This is a genomic window from Formosa sp. S-31 (assembly GCF_051172795.1).
Taxonomy (GTDB): Bacteria; Bacteroidota; Bacteroidia; order Flavobacteriales; family Flavobacteriaceae; genus Formosa.
The window spans coordinates 207,856-225,242 of record NZ_JAENDK010000008.1 but is presented as its reverse complement, the minus strand read 5'-3'; the positions used below and the strand labels follow the sequence as shown (position 1 = coordinate 225,242).

Here is a 17,387-nt window from a genome sequence, read left to right as displayed (position 1 = left end):
TAAGTTTTGATAAGTATTTTCCGCTTATCAATAGTATCAATTAAATAATACTATAGATGAAAAAGCGAGTTTTAGGCTTTTGGGAAATCTGGAACATGAGTTTTGGTTTTCTCGGAATTCAAATGGGTTTCGCCCTTCAAAATGCCAATGCCAGTAGAATTTTACAGATTTTTGGAGCAGATGTTCATCATTTGTCATGGTTTTGGATTGTTGCTCCGGTAACCGGGCTAATTGTTCAACCCATAATTGGTCATTACAGTGATAAAACCTGGACTAAATTAGGAAGACGCCGACCTTATTTCCTGGTTGGGGCCTTGCTATCTGCACTAGGTCTGGTTTTAATGCCTAATGCCGATATGTTTACAGCCTTTATGCCAGCCATCTGGGTTGGAGCTGGAATGTTAATGATTATGGATGCCTCTTTTAATGTGGCGATGGAACCTTTCAGAGCATTGGTTGCCGATAATTTAAGAACAGACCAGCGTACGTTAGGTTTTAGTATACAAACGGTATTAATTGGTGTTGGAGCTGTAGTGGGGTCCTGGCTGCCTTATATGCTTACTAATTTTTTCGGAGTGTCTAATTCCGGAGCCTCAGGCGGAGTGCCTTCAAATTTATTGTTGTCGTTTATTATCGGAGCTGTAATTCTGGTTGTAAGTGTTTTAATTACGGTGTTTAGAACTACTGAATATTCACCCGAAGAACTGGCTCAAATGGCAGATCCGGACGATATTCCGGATGATGAAAAATCCAGCCTGTTAGATATTTTTACAGATTTTGCCAAAATGCCCATAACCATGCGCCAATTGGCCTGGGTACAGTTTTTTTCCTGGTTTGGACTTTTTGGAATGTGGGTGTTTTCTACACCTGCCATAGCTCATCATATTTACGGATTGCCTGTAAACGATACCCATAGCGAAACGTATCAGAATGCAGGCGACTGGGTAGGTGTGTTATTTGGAGTGTATAATCTGGTGTCTGCAATATTTGCATTCTTTTTGCCTGTAATTGCGGCTAAAATCGGTAGAAAATTAACGCATACCATTGCTTTGGTAATAGGTGGTATAGGTTTAATTTCTATGTATTTTTCGCCAGACCAGTATTGGTTAATTCTTTCAATGGTAGCCATTGGAGTTGCCTGGGCTAGTATTCTTGCTATGCCATACGCAATTTTAGCGGGTTCCATTCCTGCCAGAAAAATGGGCGTGTACATGGGGATTTTTAATTTCTTTATAGTAATACCTCAAATTATTAATGCCTTTATTGGCGGACCTATAGTAAAGTATTTTTACAATGAAAATGCCATGTTGGCATTGGTAACCAGTGGTGTTAGCTTTTTAATAGCTGCCCTCTTGGTAAGACGAGTAAAAGATGTAGATGAAATAATAGAAACAAAAAATGCATAAAAAAGGATTTATTTTTGATTTAGACGGTGTTATTGTAGATACTGCTAAGTATCACTTTTTGGCATGGAAAAATCTTGCAAAAAGTTTAGGTTTCGATTTTACCGAAGAACAAAACGAACAACTTAAAGGAGTAAGTCGTGTAGATTCGTTAAAAAAGATATTAGCCTGGGGAAATACTTCGGTTTCTGAAGATAAGTTTCAGGAATTAATGACGCTTAAAAATACAGAGTATCTGAGTTATATAGATAAGATGGACGATTCTGAAATTTTAGTCGATGTGCCTCGGGTACTGGATTTTCTTAAGGCCAAGGACCAGGGGATTTCGTTGGGGTCGGCCAGTAAGAATGCCAGGCGAATTTTAGAAAAAGTACAGCTTTTACCGAAGTTCGATGCTATTGTCGACGGGAATGATGTTAGTAAAGCCAAACCCAATCCCGAAGTGTTTTTAATCGCCGCCAAAGCGGTTAACTGTAAACCTGAAGATTGTATCGTTTTCGAGGATTCTGTCGCAGGAGTAGAGGCCGCGAATCTGGCAAATATGATTTCCATTGGTATTGGTAGTAAAGATGTGTTACATGAAGCCGATTATATTTTTAAGGACTTCAGCGAGATTTCAGAAGCATTTATAACAGAATTAATTAACAAGTAGAATTTAAAACCCAGAATAAAGTAACAAGTATCGGTTTCACAGATTTAAAACTTTATTCTTTCATCTCTAAAATAAAATGAATCAAGATTATATTAAACCAGACAATTGGTCGATTATTGAAGAAGGATTTGATGTAGAACGCGTTAAATCGTCAGAGAGTTTATTTAGTATTGGTAACGGGGCTATGGGGCAACGTGCTAATTTTGAAGAGCATTATTCCGGACCTACGTTTCAGGGAAGTTATATCGCGGGGGTGTATTATCCGGATAAAACCCGTGTGGGCTGGTGGAAAAACGGTTATCCGGAGTATTTTGCAAAAGTACTAAATGCACCAAGTTGGATTGGAATTAATGTTTTTGTAAATGGTAATACTTTAGATTTATTCAGGTGTAAAGTGGTGGCCGATTTCAGGCGAGAGCTAAACATGAAAGAGGGATGGTTGTCGCGTTCCTTTACAGCTACTATGCCTAATGATGTAGAGGTGAAAGTAGAAACCAAACGATTTTTAAGTCTGGATTTAGATGAAGTCGGGGCTATAGAATATAATATTACACCTTTAAATACGGATGCTGAAATTACCTTTGAACCGTATCTGGATTCGGGTATCACTAATGAAGATACAAACTGGGATGATAAATTCTGGGAAACAACTGCTATTACGCAAAATGGCAGTCAGGCGTTTATAGAAGCGCATACCATGAAAACACAGTTTCACACCTGTACCTTTATGGAATCGGTGTGCTTATTAGGAGGAAAGACGTTAGAGCAAGAACCTAAGGTGGCACATACTAATGTGCGCATAGCTTACGAGTACACTGCTAATGTAAAGGCGAACGAAACATTTTCGATACAGAAATTCGGTGGGTATGTGGTAGATAGAAATCACGATAAAACTCATTTGGTGGCTTCTGCAAAAAGTGTGTTGTCTAAAGCTTTAACCGCCGGGTATACTGCATTATTAAATCAGCAAAAAGAAGCCTGGGCTAAAATCTGGGATATGGCCGATATTACCATTGCCGGCGATGTAAAAGCTCAGCAAGGGATTCGCTTTAATATCATGCAGTTAAATCACACCTATTTAGGTAAAGATGCCAGATTAAATATAGGACCTAAAGGCTTTACGGGTGAAAAATACGGAGGAAGTACCTATTGGGATACGGAGGCTTACTGTATACCGTTTTACATGGCAACGAAAGATCAGAAGGTGGCAAGAAACCTGCTGGAGTATCGTTACCATCATTTAGATCGCGCCATAGAAAATGCCGAAAAATTAGGGTTTAAAAACGGTGCTGCCTTGTACCCTATGGTAACTATGAACGGGGAAGAATGCCATAACGAATGGGAAATTACTTTCGAAGAAATTCATAGAAACGGGGCAATTGCCTTTGCAATATTTAATTATTATCGTTACACCAACGATTATAGTTATATTCCGGAAAAGGGCTTGGAAGTGTTAATTGGTATTGCCCGCTTCTGGCAGCAACGCGCTACATTTTCTACCGATAAAAATAAATATGTTATTCTTGGGGTAACAGGTCCAAATGAATACGAAAATAATGTTAACAATAATTTCTATACCAACTATATTGCAAAATGGTGTATTGATTATGCTATAGAAAATATAAAAATAGTCGCTAAAGATCATCCGGAAGATTTCGACAGAATACACGATAAAGTTAATCTTAGCGAAGACGAATTAAGACAATGGAAAGCCGTTGCTGAAAACATGTATTTGCCATTTTCGGAAGCGCACAATGTATACTTACAGCAGGATGGCTTCCTGGATAAAGAATTAATTACTGTTGCCGATCTTGATAAATCGCAGCGTCCTATCAATCAAAAATGGTCTTGGGATCGCATTTTGCGTTCACCATATATAAAACAAGCCGATACACTTCAAGGGTTTTATTTTTTCGAAGATCATTTTACTACAGAGGAATTAGAACGTCATTTCGATTTTTACGAGCCGTTTACGGTTCATGAAAGTTCGTTATCGCCCTGTGTACACAGTATTCAGGCAGCGAAATTAAATCGAATGGATCAGGCTTATACCTTCTATTTAAGAACTTCAAGATTAGATCTGGACGATTATAATAAGGAAGTTGAAGAGGGACTTCATATTACATCTATGGCAGGAACCTGGATGAGTATTGTTGAAGGGTTTGGTGGTATGCGTGTTATAGAAAACACCTTGTCTTTTGAGCCTAAAATACCACAACAGTGGGAAGGGTACTCGTTTAAAGTGAATTTCAGAAATCACATTCTAAAAATAAACGTTGCTCAAACCGGTACGACCTTTTCTTTAGAAAGCGGAGACGCTCTGGAAATTGTTTGTAATGGCACTAAAGTAACTCTGGAAACAGGAAAACCGGCGGTGGTTTAAAACAATTAAAAATTTACTGTAAAACGTATAAATATATACATTATGAGATCTGTAATATTAACCTTAACATGTTTTCTTTCAGCTATTATTCTGGTTCATGCACAGGACCTGAAATCACCGGATGGAGATTTAAATATGCATTTCGAATTAAATGCAAACGGTACACCAACATATCAGTTAACGTATAAGAATAAGCAGGTAATAAAGACCAGTACTTTAGGGCTGGAGCTGAAGAATGATGACAAATCGTTGATGGATGATTTTACAGTTTCAAAAACAGAAAATGGAGTCTTCGATGAAAGCTGGACACCGGTTTGGGGCGAGGAAAAATCCATTCGTAACCATTATAACGAGCTGGCAGTAACGCTTACGCAAAAGGAAACCGAAAGGGTGATGGTCATACGATTTCGTATGTTTGACGAAGGCTTAGGGTTTCGCTACGAATTTCCCATGCAAAACAACTTAGTGTACTTCACCATTAAAGAAGAGCATACGCAATTTGCTATGGCTGGCAATCATACGGCATTCTGGATTCCGGGAGATTACGATTCTCAGGAATACGATTATACCGAATCTAAACTTTCTGAAATAGGCAGTAAGTTTGATGCTGCTTTAACCGATAATGCGTCTCAGGAACAGTTTTCTAAAACAGGTGTCCAAACGGCATTAATGATGAAATCTGATGACGGATTATATATTAATATTCATGAAGCAGCCTTAATCGATTATGCTTTAATGAATCTTAACCTAAACGAAAGTACTTTAACTTTCGAATCCTGGTTAACGCCAGATGCACAGGGTGATAAAGGGTATCTGCAGGCGCCATGTACAAGTCCTTGGCGTACGGTTATGGTTAGCGACGATGCCCGCGACATTCTGGCCTCTAAAATGACTTTAAACTTAAATGAACCATGCGCTATAGAAGATACGTCCTGGATAAAACCAATGAAATATATTGGTGTCTGGTGGGAAATGATTACCGGAAAAAGTTCCTGGTCTTACACTAACGATTTTCCTTCGGTAAAATTAGGAGAAACCGATTATGACAAGGCTACGCCTAATGGCACACATGCTGCCAATACACCTCATGTAAAATCGTATATAGATTTTGCAGCGAAACATGGTTTTGATGGTGTGCTTGTAGAAGGCTGGAATGAAGGCTGGGAAGACTGGTTCGGGCAGTCTAAAGATTATGTGTTCGATTTTGTGACACCTTATCCCGATTTTGATGTCGAAGCTATTCACGATTATGCTAAAGCTAAAGGTGTGAAGATGGTAATGCATCACGAAACCTCAAGTTCAGTTAGAAACTATGAGCGTCATTTGGATACTGCTTATCAGTTTATGAATAAATACGATTATCCGGCAGTAAAAAGTGGCTATGTTGGCGATATTTTACCACGAGGAGAGCATCACTACGGGCAATGGACCATTAATCATTTTCAATATGCCATAGAGAAGGCGGCTGATTATAAAATTATGGTTAATGCACACGAGGCTGTTCGTCCAACTGGAATTTGCAGAACCTGGCCTAATTTAATAGGAAATGAATCGGCAAGGGGAACAGAGTTTCAGGCCTTTGGTGGATCTAAACCTAACCATGTTACCTTGTTACCGTTTACGCGATTAATTGGAGGTCCAATGGATTATACGCCGGGTATTTTTGAGATGGATATTGCTAAGTTAAACCCAAATAATAATTCGCATGTAAATAGCACCATTGCCAATCAGCTGGCTTTATATGTTACCATGTACAGCCCCTTACAAATGGCTGCCGATTTGCCGGAACATTACAATCAGTTTATGGATGCTTTTCAGTTTATAAAAGATGTTGCAATGGACTGGGATGAAAGTGTTTATCTTGAAGCTGAACCGGGACGCTATATTACTGTGGCTCGTAAGGAAAAGGGTAGTGATAACTGGTTTGTTGGTAATGTTAATGGTGTTGATCCAAGGACTTCTAAAATAACTTTAGACTTTCTGGATAAAGGAAAAACATACGAAGCAATAATTTATGCCGATGCTAAAAATGCTCATTATAAAACGAATCCGCAGGCCTATACTATTACTAAAAAGAAGGTGACAAATAAAACCAAAATCTCACAACTGTCTGCGCCAGGAGGAGGATATGCTATAAGTATAATGGAAGTGAAGTAAATTTTTTTTGGTAATTCTTATAGAATTTATATATCTGTTATTAAGTAAAACAACAAATTAAATCTGGAAAAAAAAAGGTTATGAGTTTAAATATTGAAGTATCATTAAAATTAAAACAAACAGGTTTTTTAGTCCTTTTTTTGTTGTTCAATCTGGCTATGCATGCACAGATTAACCATGTCGAACCACCAAACTGGTGGGTGGGATTCAAAACCAGTGAATTACAGATACTGGTCAATGGGCCAGAGATTGGTGAGACCAGTCCCGAAATAAATTACCCTGGAGTTAGTATTACAAAAGTGCACCAGGCAAAAAGTAAAAACTACTTATTTATCGATTTAAAAATAGCTAGTAGTGCTAAGTCCGGAACTTTTGATATTGTTTTTAAATCTAAAAAAGGAAAAAATCAGGTATATGCATATCAGTTAAAATCTCGAGAAAAAGCTTCGAAAGATTATGTCGGTTTTAATAGTTCCGACGCTATTTATCTGATTACTCCAGATCGTTTTGCTAATGGTAATCCATCTAACGATGTGGATGTAAATATGAATGAAAAAGTGCTGGACCGTAGTAACGATTATGGAAGACATGGTGGAGATATTCGCGGAATAATAAATCATCTGGACTATATTCATGACCTTGGATTTACCGCAATCTGGCCAACGCCAGTGTTGACTAACGATATGCCGGAATCTTCCTATCACGGTTATGCCATGACCGATTTTTATCAGGTCGATCCGCGTTTCGGAACTTTAGAAGAATATCAGGAATTATCTCACGAAATGTACGAACGAGGCCTGAAACTGATTATGGATATGGTTGCCAATCATTGCGGAAGCGAACACTGGTGGATGAAAGATTTACCATTCGAGGATTGGGTCAATCAGCAAGAGGCTTATAAGACAAATGGAAGTCTTAAAAACTCCAATCACAGGAGGACTGCCAATCAGGATTTGTATGCTTCGAAAATAGATAAGAAAGAGATGAGCGAAGGGTGGTTTGTTCCCGCTATGCCGGATTTGAATCAAAGAAATCCCTTTATGGCCAAATACATCATTCAAAATAATATCTGGTGGATAGAAACCTTAAATCTGGGAGGTATTCGTCAGGATACTTATCCGTACCCCGATAAGGCATTTATGAGTGATTGGGCCGGAGCTATCATGAACGAGTATCCTAATTTTAGTATTGTTGGCGAAGAATGGAGTGTAAATCCATTATTGGTGCGTTACTGGCAAACCGGAACGCCTAATAAGGATGGGTACGAATCGCATTTAAAATCGACTATGGATTTCCCAATGCAGGAAGCCATAGTAAATGCCTTAAACGAAGAAGAAACCTGGGGTACAGGTTTGGTTAAAATGTACGAAGGACTTGCTAATGATTTTGTATATACTAAACCGGAGGATATTTTGATTTTTCCAGATAATCACGATATGGATCGTGTGTTTACTCAGTTAAAGGAGAACGTAATAAATACTAAAATGGCGCTGGGCTATATTTTTGTTATGCCGCGGATTCCTCAAATGTATTACGGTACCGAAATTTTAATGCAGAACACTGCTAAACCTCACGATCATGGTCTTATAAGAACCGATTTTCCCGGAGGTTGGAATGGGGATGCCGTCGATGCGTTTTCGGGAGATGGACTTACGGAAGATCAGGCAGGAATGCAGCGCTTTGTAAAAACGATATTGAACTACAGGAAACAAAGCGAGGCGATTAAAAACGGAAAAACCTTGCATTTTGCTCCGGAAGATGGGGTATATGTGCTGGCGCGAATAGCAGGTGATGAAACTGTAGTGTTCATTTTGAATAAAAATTCGGAATCGGTGACTCTGGATTTAGAGCATTACAGCGAACTGGGGTTAGACGGGAAAACCTTAAAAGATATTATTTCAGGAAAAACGTTGCACTGGACTAAGACCTTAAAGTTAGAAGCTAAAGGTCCGGTGCTGTTAACAACTAAAAAATAGGATATGAAAGGCTTATGGCTACTGGTTTTATTTGTGCTTTTTAGTTTAAACTCAAAAGCTCAGAACATTGAAGCACTTGAATTGCCATATGCTCAAATTTCATCAGGAAAACTGTTTAGAGTTTCTAAATTTCCTTCAGAATATATTACGCCAAGAACGGTAGATGTCTGGTTGCCCGAGGGGTATTCCAGGACTAAAAAGTATGCCGTACTCTATATGCACGACGGACAAATGTTGTTTGATACTACAGTAACCTGGAATCATCAGGAGTGGATGGTCGATGAGGTGTCATCACAATTAATGAAAACAGGAAAAGTAAAAGATTTTATTGTTGTTGCCATTCATAATATTTCGGGTTCGCGTTATGCCGATTTGTTTCCGGAAAAAGCGATTGATTATTTAAATGCTTCAGAAAAAACTAAATTCTGGTCGTATGCTAGAGCAGATAATCCGGATATAGTGTTTAACGGAGACAATTATTTAAAATATCTGGTAAAAGAAATAAAGCCATTTGTCGATAAAGTGTATTCCACACTTCCAGATCGGGAAAATACTTTTGTAGCTGGTTCGAGTATGGGCGGATTAATGTCCTGGTACGCTATTTGCGAATATCCGGAAATTTTTGGCGGAGCAGCCTGTATTTCGACACACTGGCCGGGAGGCGATCCGGAAAAGTCTCTCGGATTCCCAAAGGCATTTTTTGAGTATATAAATGCTCATATGCCAGTGCCTGAAACCCATAAGTTGTATTTTGATTTTGGAACAGAAACCTTGGATAAATATTATCCTGCGTTCGAGAATTCCGTAAATCAACTGTTCTTAAAGGCGGGGTATCATGATTCAAATTTTAAAAATTTAAAGTATGAAGGAGCAGATCATTCGGAGTTGTCCTGGCAAAAACGTCTGGATGTTCCATTGCGTTTTCTGCTTAAACCTTAATAATAACTGAAAATAGTAAAACTGAGTATGTTTAAAGGTCATATCCTATCTGTGTCGCTTATATTATTTGTATTTTTAAGTTGTGAAAAAGAACCTAAAAAATCAGAATCTATGAATTCAGACACTACAGAAGTAATAGATACATTGCGAAAAAAAGAAGTTGTTTACCAGGTGTTTACTCGCCTTTTTGGGAATACGAACGAAACGAACAAGCCCTGGGGCACCATAGAAGAAAACGGGGTCGGAAAATTTAATGATTTTACACGAAAAGCATTACAGGAAATAAGAGATTTAGGTGTTACTCACATTTGGTATACGGGTGTGCCGCATCATGATGTGATTACAGATTATACTGAATTTGGAATATCTAATGACGATCCGGATGTGGTTAAAGGGCGTGCAGGTTCGCCTTATGCTGTAAAGGATTATTACAATGTAAATCCTGATCTGGCAGAGGACGTATCGAAACGACTGGAGGAATTTGAGGCTTTAATTGCACGTACTCACGATGCAGGTTTAAAAGTTATTATAGATATAGTGCCTAATCATGTGGCCAGAAACTACCATAGTATTACGAATCCGGAAGGTGTTTCCAGTTTTGGAGAAGATGACGATAAATCGGTAACCTATAATGTAAATAATAATTTCTATTACAATCCGGGGGAAGCGTTTAAATTACCCGAATGGCGTGATGGATATCAGCCTTTAGGAGGAGATAAAAATGCTTTGGCCGATGGGAAGTTTGAAGAAAATCCGGCAAAGTGGACCGGAAATGGGTCGCGTTTATCTCAGCCTGATGCTAACGATTGGTATGAGACTGTTAAAATTAATTACGGTGTGTCTCCCGATGGACAGTACGATTTTGATCGTCTGCCGGAAGGTTACGATAATGCCGATTATAAAGCTCACTACGAGTTTTGGAGTGATAAAACAGTTCCCGATTCCTGGAAAAAGTTTAAAGATATTGCAATGTACTGGCTAGATAAGGATGTTGATGGCTTTCGTTATGATATGGCCGAAATGGTACCTGTAGAATTCTGGAGTTATATGAATTCGGCTATCAAAATGAAAAATCCGAAAGCCTTTTTACTGGCTGAAGTGTATAATCCCGGTTTGTATCGCGATTATATTAAAAAAGGAAAAATGGATTATTTGTACGATAAAGTACAGCTCTATGATACCTTGAAGCATATTATGCAAGGCTATGGAAAAACCGATTATATCGTGCCGATTCAAAATGAATTAAGCGATATCGAACACCATATGTTGCATTTTCTGGAAAACCATGATGAACAGCGTATCTCAAGTCCTGAATTTGTAGGGCATCCAAGTACAGCTAAACCGGGAATGGTGGTGTCTGCAACAATTAGTACATCGCCAACTTTAATTTATTTTGGGCAGGAACTGGGTGAACCCGGAGCAGAAGATCTAGGGTTTGGCGATCCTTCGAGAACTTCAATATTCGATTACGGTAGTGTGCCAACTTTACGACGCTGGGTAAATAATAAACAGTTTGATGGCGGTCAGTCTTCAGAACAAGAATTAAAACTTCGCGATTTTTATAAACGCCTGTTAAATATAACCATTTCCAGTGAAGCGCTTATGGGGCATTACGCAGAGACGCATTCTTATAACACAGATCATACCGAGCATTACGGCCTTAAACAATTTTCTTTTGTGCGCTGGAGTGATAACGAAAAACTTCTGATAGTTAATAATTTCGACGCCCACTACGGTACAGAATTTGTATTTAAATTACCACCTCATATTGTAGAAGCCTGGGGCTTAAAGCAAGGAGAATATGAGCTTCGCGATTTGTTATACAATAACTACACTACCAAATTGGAGGTTTCAGAACATGGTGCAATGGCGAAAATAGCAGTAAAACCATTGGAGTCTTTTATTTTTAAATTACAGTAATATGAAGCAAACAGTTATCTCCGTTTTAATTTTAGGAATTATGCTTTTAGGATGTCAAAATAATTCAAAACAAGGTGTTGTTGAAGCCCCTGCGCACGAAGTTAAAGCACCTTTTGTCTGGGGTGCAGCTACCATTTATTTTTTATTAACCGACAGGTTTAATAACGGGGACCCTCTAAACGATGTTAATTTTGGTCGGGATCAAAGCACAGGAGTGTTACGCGGGTTTGAAGGCGGAGATATTAAAGGCGTTATTCAGAAAATAGAAGAAGGGTATTTCACCGATTTAGGAGTTAATGCCATTTGGATGACCCCAATTGTCGAGCAGATCCATGGAGGGACAGACGAAGGCACGGGGGTGACTTATGGTTTTCATGGCTACTGGACAAAGGACTGGACGAATCTAGACCCTAACTATGGGACGAAGGCAGATTTGCATCGACTGGTAGAAGTTGCGCATAGCAAAGGTATTCGTATTGTATTGGATGCTGTAATAAATCATACAGGGCCAGTAACCGATAAAGATTCTGTATGGCCTGATGACTGGGTGCGAACAGGACCTGCCTGCGACTACACGAATTTTGATAATACGGTAACCTGTACACTGGTAGAGAATTTACCGGATGTAAAAACAGAGAATAGCGAAAATGTAGAGTTGCCTCCTCAGCTTATTGAAAAGTGGAAAAAGGAAGGGAGATACGATAAGGAAATATCATCTTTAAATACGTTTTTCGAGAAAACCGGCTACCCCAGAGCGCCTCGGTTTTATATCATGAAATGGTTGTCTGATTACATCACCGAATTCGGTATAGATGGTTATCGTGTAGATACCGTTAAACACACAGAACCTTATGTGTGGCAGGAATTCAAAGTGGTATGCGATGATGCTTTTTCAAATTTTAAATTAAATAATCCCGATAAGGTTTTAGATAATAATCCGTTCTATCTGGTTGGAGAAGTGTACAATTATGGTATTAGTGCAGGACATGCTTTTGATTTTGGTGATAAAAAAGTAGACTATTTCGATAAAGCTTTTCATAGTTTAATCAATTTCGAATTTAAATGGGATGCCTTGCAGTTAAATAAAGAAAGCTTGTTTAAAAAGTACGATTCTTTGCTTCATGGTAATTTAAACGGTTATAGTGTTTTGAATTATTTGAGCTCTCATGACGATGGTCAGCCATTTGATCCTAAACGAGAAAAAACTAAGGAAACAGCAGAGTTTTTACTGTTGTCTCCCGGAGCTGCTCAAATTTATTACGGAGACGAATCGGCAAGAATCCTGGAGGTTAAAGATGCGGTTGGAGATGCTAATTTGCGTTCTTTTATGAATTGGGAAGCCATAGAATCTGATTCAAACACTCAGGAGGTTTTAACCCGTTGGCAAAAATTGGGAAAATTTAGAGCGGCGCATCCGGCTGTTGGAGCAGGTAAACATAAAATGCTTTCCGGAATGCCATATGTGTTTGCTAGAACTTACGAGCAAGGACCATTTAAAGATGCTGTTGTTATCGCTTTAGACCTTAAGCCAGGAGTTAAAGATATTCCTGTTACCAGTATTTTCTCTGAAGGTGATACGGTTCGCGATGCTTACTCCGGACAGTCCTCTGTTGTTGAGAATGGAAAGCTTAGTATAAATTCAGAATTCGATACGGTGCTTTTAGAATTAGCTCGTTAAAAATGCATAAATTTAGGGTGCTATTGCTTTGAATTTTACAGAGTTATTAATTTAAAATCACCCAAAATGAAAAGAATTTATGTGTTAGCAGGTGTTATGCTGGTATTAGCTGCTTGTAAAAATGAAACTCGAAACACTACCCCCGAATTAGATGGTATCCATCCTGAAGAAGCTCCTGTTGGAGCTTCAGGAATCGAAGTTGATACGACTGGTATCAAAGTCGATGATGATATGCCTTATGTTGTAGCGTCGACTAACGAAATCGCTCCGGTATCGGATGCCATGATGGAAAATGCCGTAATTTATGAGGCTAACATTCGGCAGTATTCTTCAGAAGGTACATTTAATGCGTTTACTGCAGATATTCCAAAATTAAAAGCCCTGGGTGTAAAAATTATCTGGTTGATGCCGGTTTTTCCGATTTCTGAAACGAAAAGAAAAGCCACAGGGGGCCAGTTTGCCAGTGAAATTGAAGATCCTGAAGAACGCGCAAAAATGCTGGGGAGTTATTATGCCGTTTCTGATTATACTGGAATAAATCCGGAATTTGGAACGCTGCAGGATTTTAAAAATCTGGTCACCACGGCTCACAATAACAACATGTATGTTATTCTGGATTGGGTGCCTAATCATACGGGCTGGGATCATAAGTGGATTACAGAACATCCGGAATATTATAATAAGAATAAGGATGGAGAAATTTCAGAGGCTTTAAATAATGATGGTAGCCTGGCGGGTTGGGCAGATGTAGCCGACTTAAATTACGACAACCCCGACATGCGTAAAGCGATGATTGCTGATATGAAATACTGGGTAACGGAAGAAGGTGTAGACGGGTTTAGGTGCGATGTTGCGGGGTCTGTCCCGGTTGATTTCTGGGAAACAGCAATCCCTGAACTACGTAAGGAAAAGCTCTTGTTTATGCTCGCCGAAGCCGAAGAACCAGAATTGTTAAAAGATAATTTATTCGATATGGTGTATGCCTGGAAAGGCCATGCCTTGATGAATGATATTGCCCAGGGTAAAAAGAAAATAACCGATTGGGAAAGTTATGAGACCAAGTTGTTTGCCGATTATGAGGCTGACGATATTTTTATGAATTTTGTTACTAATCACGACGAAAATTCATGGAACGGAACGGTTACCGAACGTATGGGAGATGCGTCTGAATTGATGCTGGCGTACAGTTATATTGTTCCGGGAATGCCATTAATTTATTCGGGGCAGGAATACGATCTGGATCATCGTTTAAAGTTTTTTGAGAAAGATTCCATTGGCAGAACTCCGGGAAAAATGTGGCCTGTATTGGAAAAACTAGGGCAGTTAAAAGCAACTAATCCCGCTTTAAATGGAGGTAAGGATAAAGCATCATCTTTAAGTTTTGACACCGGAAATCCGAATGTTATCTTATTAACCAGAAGTAAAGGAAAAAACAGCGTGACTTTTGTAGGGAATTTTTCAGATCAACCTCAACGTTTTGAAATGATTAACAAGCCATATCTGGATTATATGTCGGGTACAGAATTTGTGGTGCCAACAGATAAGGTTGAATTCAAACCATGGGAGTACAAAATACTTCTACGTAAATAAGGTGTTGTGTCTGTTTGAGTTAGTTTTTTAATGGTATTTCGACTAACTCTAATCCATATAATTGTTATTAATTTGCGTATGCTTACATGGAAACATATTATAGATTTCGCGGTTAATGGAAATCCGGAACCCGATATTAGAGTAGAAAAGACTAATGCCGAATGGCGAGATGTATTAACGCCGGAACAATATAGAATTACAAGGCAAAAGGGAACTGAAGCGCCACATTCTGGTGCCTTATGTTCAGCTTTCGATGCAGGAAAATACAATTGTGTATGTTGTAATAATCCGCTGTTTGATTCTTCGATTAAATTTAATTCCAGTTCGGGGTGGCCTAGTTTTACACAGCCCATAAAAGAAAACGCTGTGAAATACGAAAAGGATTCCAGTTACGGCATGATACGCGTAGAAATCATGTGTAATACCTGCGATGCACATTTGGGGCATGTGTTTCCAGACGGACCAGAACCTAGCGGATTGCGGTATTGTGTTAATTCGGAATCTATAATTTTAGAGGAGGATACTAATGAATAAACAATGGGAAGTAGCAACACTGGGAGGTGGTTGCTTTTGGTGCGTGGAAGCGGTATTCCAGCAGATAAAAGGTGTTGAGCAAGTGGTTTCAGGATATTCCGGAGGAACGGTTCCCGGAACGCCAACCTATAGAGAGGTATGTTCTGGATTAACCGGTCATGCCGAGGTGGTTCAGGTTACTTTTGACGCTAGCGTGATTTCATTCGAGGAAATTTTAATTATTTTCTTTACCAGTCATGATCCTACTACCTTAAACCGACAGGGAGCCGATCAAGGCTCCCAATATAGATCGGTAATTTACTATCACAGCGAGGCACAGAAAGTTATAGCAGAACAGGTAATAGAAAATGCACAGAAGTATTTTGATGATAAAATCGTAACGGAGGTAAGTCCTTTAGGTCCTTTTTTTGAAGCTGAAGACTACCATCAGGACTATTATAAAAATAATCCGGACCAAGGGTATTGCAGCGTGGTTATTAGCCCTAAAATCAGTAAACTTAGGAAAATGCATGCCGATAAATTAAAAACGTAATTATAATTGGAAACTTTTAAGGCACATATTAGTAATTCGTTTACAGAGGAACTTCCTGCCGATCAGGTTAATGAAAATACCAGACGACAGGTACATAAGGCTTGTTTTTCATATGTTACCCCTAAAACGACGCGTAAGCCTGAATTGCTTCACGTGTCAGATGCGATGCTGGAGGCCTTAGGGATTTCTGAAGTGGAAAGTCAAACCGATGACTTTTTAAATGTGTTTACCGGAAATAAAGTGCTTGCCGGTACCAGACCGTATGCTATGTGTTATGGTGGGCATCAGTTTGGAAACTGGGCCGGGCAGCTGGGCGATGGTCGTGCCATTAACCTAACCGAAATAGATTATAATCAAAAACATTGGGCACTGCAGCTTAAGGGTGCTGGAGAAACGCCGTATTCGCGTACTGCAGACGGACTGGCGGTTCTGCGTTCGTCCATTCGGGAATATTTGTGCAGTGAAGCCATGTATCATTTAGGAGTTCCAACTACACGAGCGCTATCACTGGCTTTAACAGGAGATCAGGTACTACGGGATATGTTGTATAACGGTAATGCAGCTCACGAAAAAGGCGCTGTGGTATGTCGGGTAGCACCAAGTTTTCTGCGATTCGGAAACTTTGAAATATTTGCCGCCAGAGGAGAAACAGAAACTTTAAAAACGCTGGTAGATTATACTATAAAACATTTTTTTACTGATTTAGGGGCGCCTTCAAAAGATACATATTTAGCATTTTTTAAAGCTGTGTCCGAGCGAACTCTAAAGATGATTATTGATTGGCAGCGCGTTGGTTTTGTACACGGTGTAATGAACACCGATAACATGTCTGTTTTAGGTTTAACCATAGACTATGGGCCTTATGGCTGGCTGGAAGGTTTCGATTATGGGTGGACGCCGAATACAACCGATAGTCAGCATAAAAGATACCGTTACGGGAATCAGCCAAATATCGGGCTTTGGAATTTATATCAATTAGCAAATGCTTTATATCCCTTAATAGAGGAGGCAGAAGGACTACAGGATGTTCTGGAAGATTATAAAATTAATTTTGAGAAGCAATCTCTGGAAATGATGCGATCTAAATTAGGATTGGTAGAACAGGATGACTCCGATTTAAAATTGATTCAGAATCTGGAAGATAATCTGTTGCTTATTGAAACCGATATGACTATTTTCTTTAGGAAATTATCTGATTTTAAAATGCATGACCCTGAGAGTGGCTTAAAAATTATACAAGATGCTTTTTATGCTCCGGAAGAATTAGTTCCGGATATCGCAGATAAATGGAGTGCGTGGTTTCAAAACTATGCAAAACGCCTGCAGAAGGAGTCTAATTCTGATGTAGCACGTTCCAAAGTCATGAATCAGGTAAACCCGAAATATGTACTTCGAAATTATATGGCTCAAATGGCTATCGATCAGGCAGACCAGGGTGATTACAGTTTAATAGATGAATTGTATCAATTGTTAAAGCAGCCATATGCCGAGCAACCTGAATTTGAAAAATGGTTTGCGAGACGTCCGGAATGGGCACGTCATAAAGTGGGCTGTTCAATGTTATCCTGCAGTTCTTAATAAAATCATTTTTACATACTTTTAAATTCAATTTTTTGTTTAGTA

General features: G+C 39.0%; 12 protein-coding genes. All 12 read left to right on the top strand.

Annotated features, from left to right (window positions below; genetic code table 11):
• Nucleotides 1–56 precede the first annotated feature (56 nt).
• The 12 genes from I3217_RS10610 (at nt 57) to I3217_RS10555 (ending at nt 17,342) form a co-directional block, all read left to right on the top strand.
• Nucleotides 57–1,406, top strand: coding sequence for an MFS transporter (locus I3217_RS10610; protein WP_435049735.1), 1,350 nt, complete (start codon nt 57–59; stop codon nt 1,404–1,406).
• Nucleotides 1,399–2,055 carry a beta-phosphoglucomutase gene (gene pgmB / locus I3217_RS10605; RefSeq protein WP_435049734.1) on the top strand — a complete coding sequence of 219 codons (657 nt, stop codon included), beginning with the start codon at nt 1,399–1,401 and terminating at the stop codon, nt 2,053–2,055. Before I3217_RS10610 ends, pgmB begins: the two co-directional genes overlap by 8 nt.
• Before the next feature lie 76 nt (nt 2,056–2,131).
• Nucleotides 2,132–4,438, top strand: coding sequence for a glycoside hydrolase family 65 protein (locus tag I3217_RS10600; RefSeq protein ID WP_435049733.1), 2,307 nt, complete (start codon nt 2,132–2,134; stop codon nt 4,436–4,438).
• 42 nt (nt 4,439–4,480) lie between these two features.
• Entirely contained in the window at nt 4,481–6,595 is a 2,115-nt protein-coding gene (locus I3217_RS10595) for a glycoside hydrolase family 97 protein (protein ID WP_435049732.1), read from the top strand.
• Between the two features lie 80 nt (nt 6,596–6,675).
• Nucleotides 6,676–8,571: a glycoside hydrolase family 13 protein gene (locus tag I3217_RS10590; protein ID WP_435049731.1), complete on the top strand. Its 1,896-nt coding sequence runs from the start codon at nt 6,676–6,678 to the stop codon at nt 8,569–8,571.
• Nucleotides 8,572–8,574: 3 nt separating this feature from the next.
• Nucleotides 8,575–9,510, top strand: a complete 936-nt coding sequence (locus I3217_RS10585) for an alpha/beta hydrolase (protein WP_435049730.1) — start codon at nt 8,575–8,577, stop codon at nt 9,508–9,510.
• A gap of 27 nt (nt 9,511–9,537) precedes the next feature.
• Entirely contained in the window at nt 9,538–11,430 is a 1,893-nt protein-coding gene (locus tag I3217_RS10580) for an alpha-amylase family protein (protein ID WP_435049729.1), read from the top strand.
• Nucleotide 11,431: 1 nt separating this feature from the next.
• Nucleotides 11,432–13,108 carry an alpha-amylase family glycosyl hydrolase gene (locus I3217_RS10575; protein ID WP_435049728.1) on the top strand — a complete coding sequence of 559 codons (1,677 nt, stop codon included), beginning with the start codon at nt 11,432–11,434 and terminating at the stop codon, nt 13,106–13,108.
• A gap of 66 nt (nt 13,109–13,174) precedes the next feature.
• Nucleotides 13,175–14,698, top strand: a complete 1,524-nt coding sequence (locus tag I3217_RS10570) for an alpha-amylase family glycosyl hydrolase (RefSeq protein WP_435049727.1) — start codon at nt 13,175–13,177, stop codon at nt 14,696–14,698.
• Nucleotides 14,699–14,776: 78 nt separating this feature from the next.
• Complete coding sequence (gene msrB, locus I3217_RS10565) at nt 14,777–15,232, top strand: peptide-methionine (R)-S-oxide reductase MsrB (protein WP_435049726.1); 456 nt, start codon at nt 14,777–14,779, stop codon at nt 15,230–15,232.
• Nucleotides 15,225–15,764, top strand: coding sequence for a peptide-methionine (S)-S-oxide reductase MsrA (msrA, locus tag I3217_RS10560; protein ID WP_435049725.1), 540 nt, complete (start codon nt 15,225–15,227; stop codon nt 15,762–15,764). The genes msrB and msrA overlap by 8 nt, the downstream gene beginning before the upstream one ends.
• Nucleotides 15,765–15,770: 6 nt before the next feature.
• Nucleotides 15,771–17,342: a protein adenylyltransferase SelO gene (locus I3217_RS10555; RefSeq protein WP_435049724.1), complete on the top strand. Its 1,572-nt coding sequence runs from the start codon at nt 15,771–15,773 to the stop codon at nt 17,340–17,342.
• The last annotated feature ends 45 nt before the right edge of the window (nt 17,343–17,387 follow it).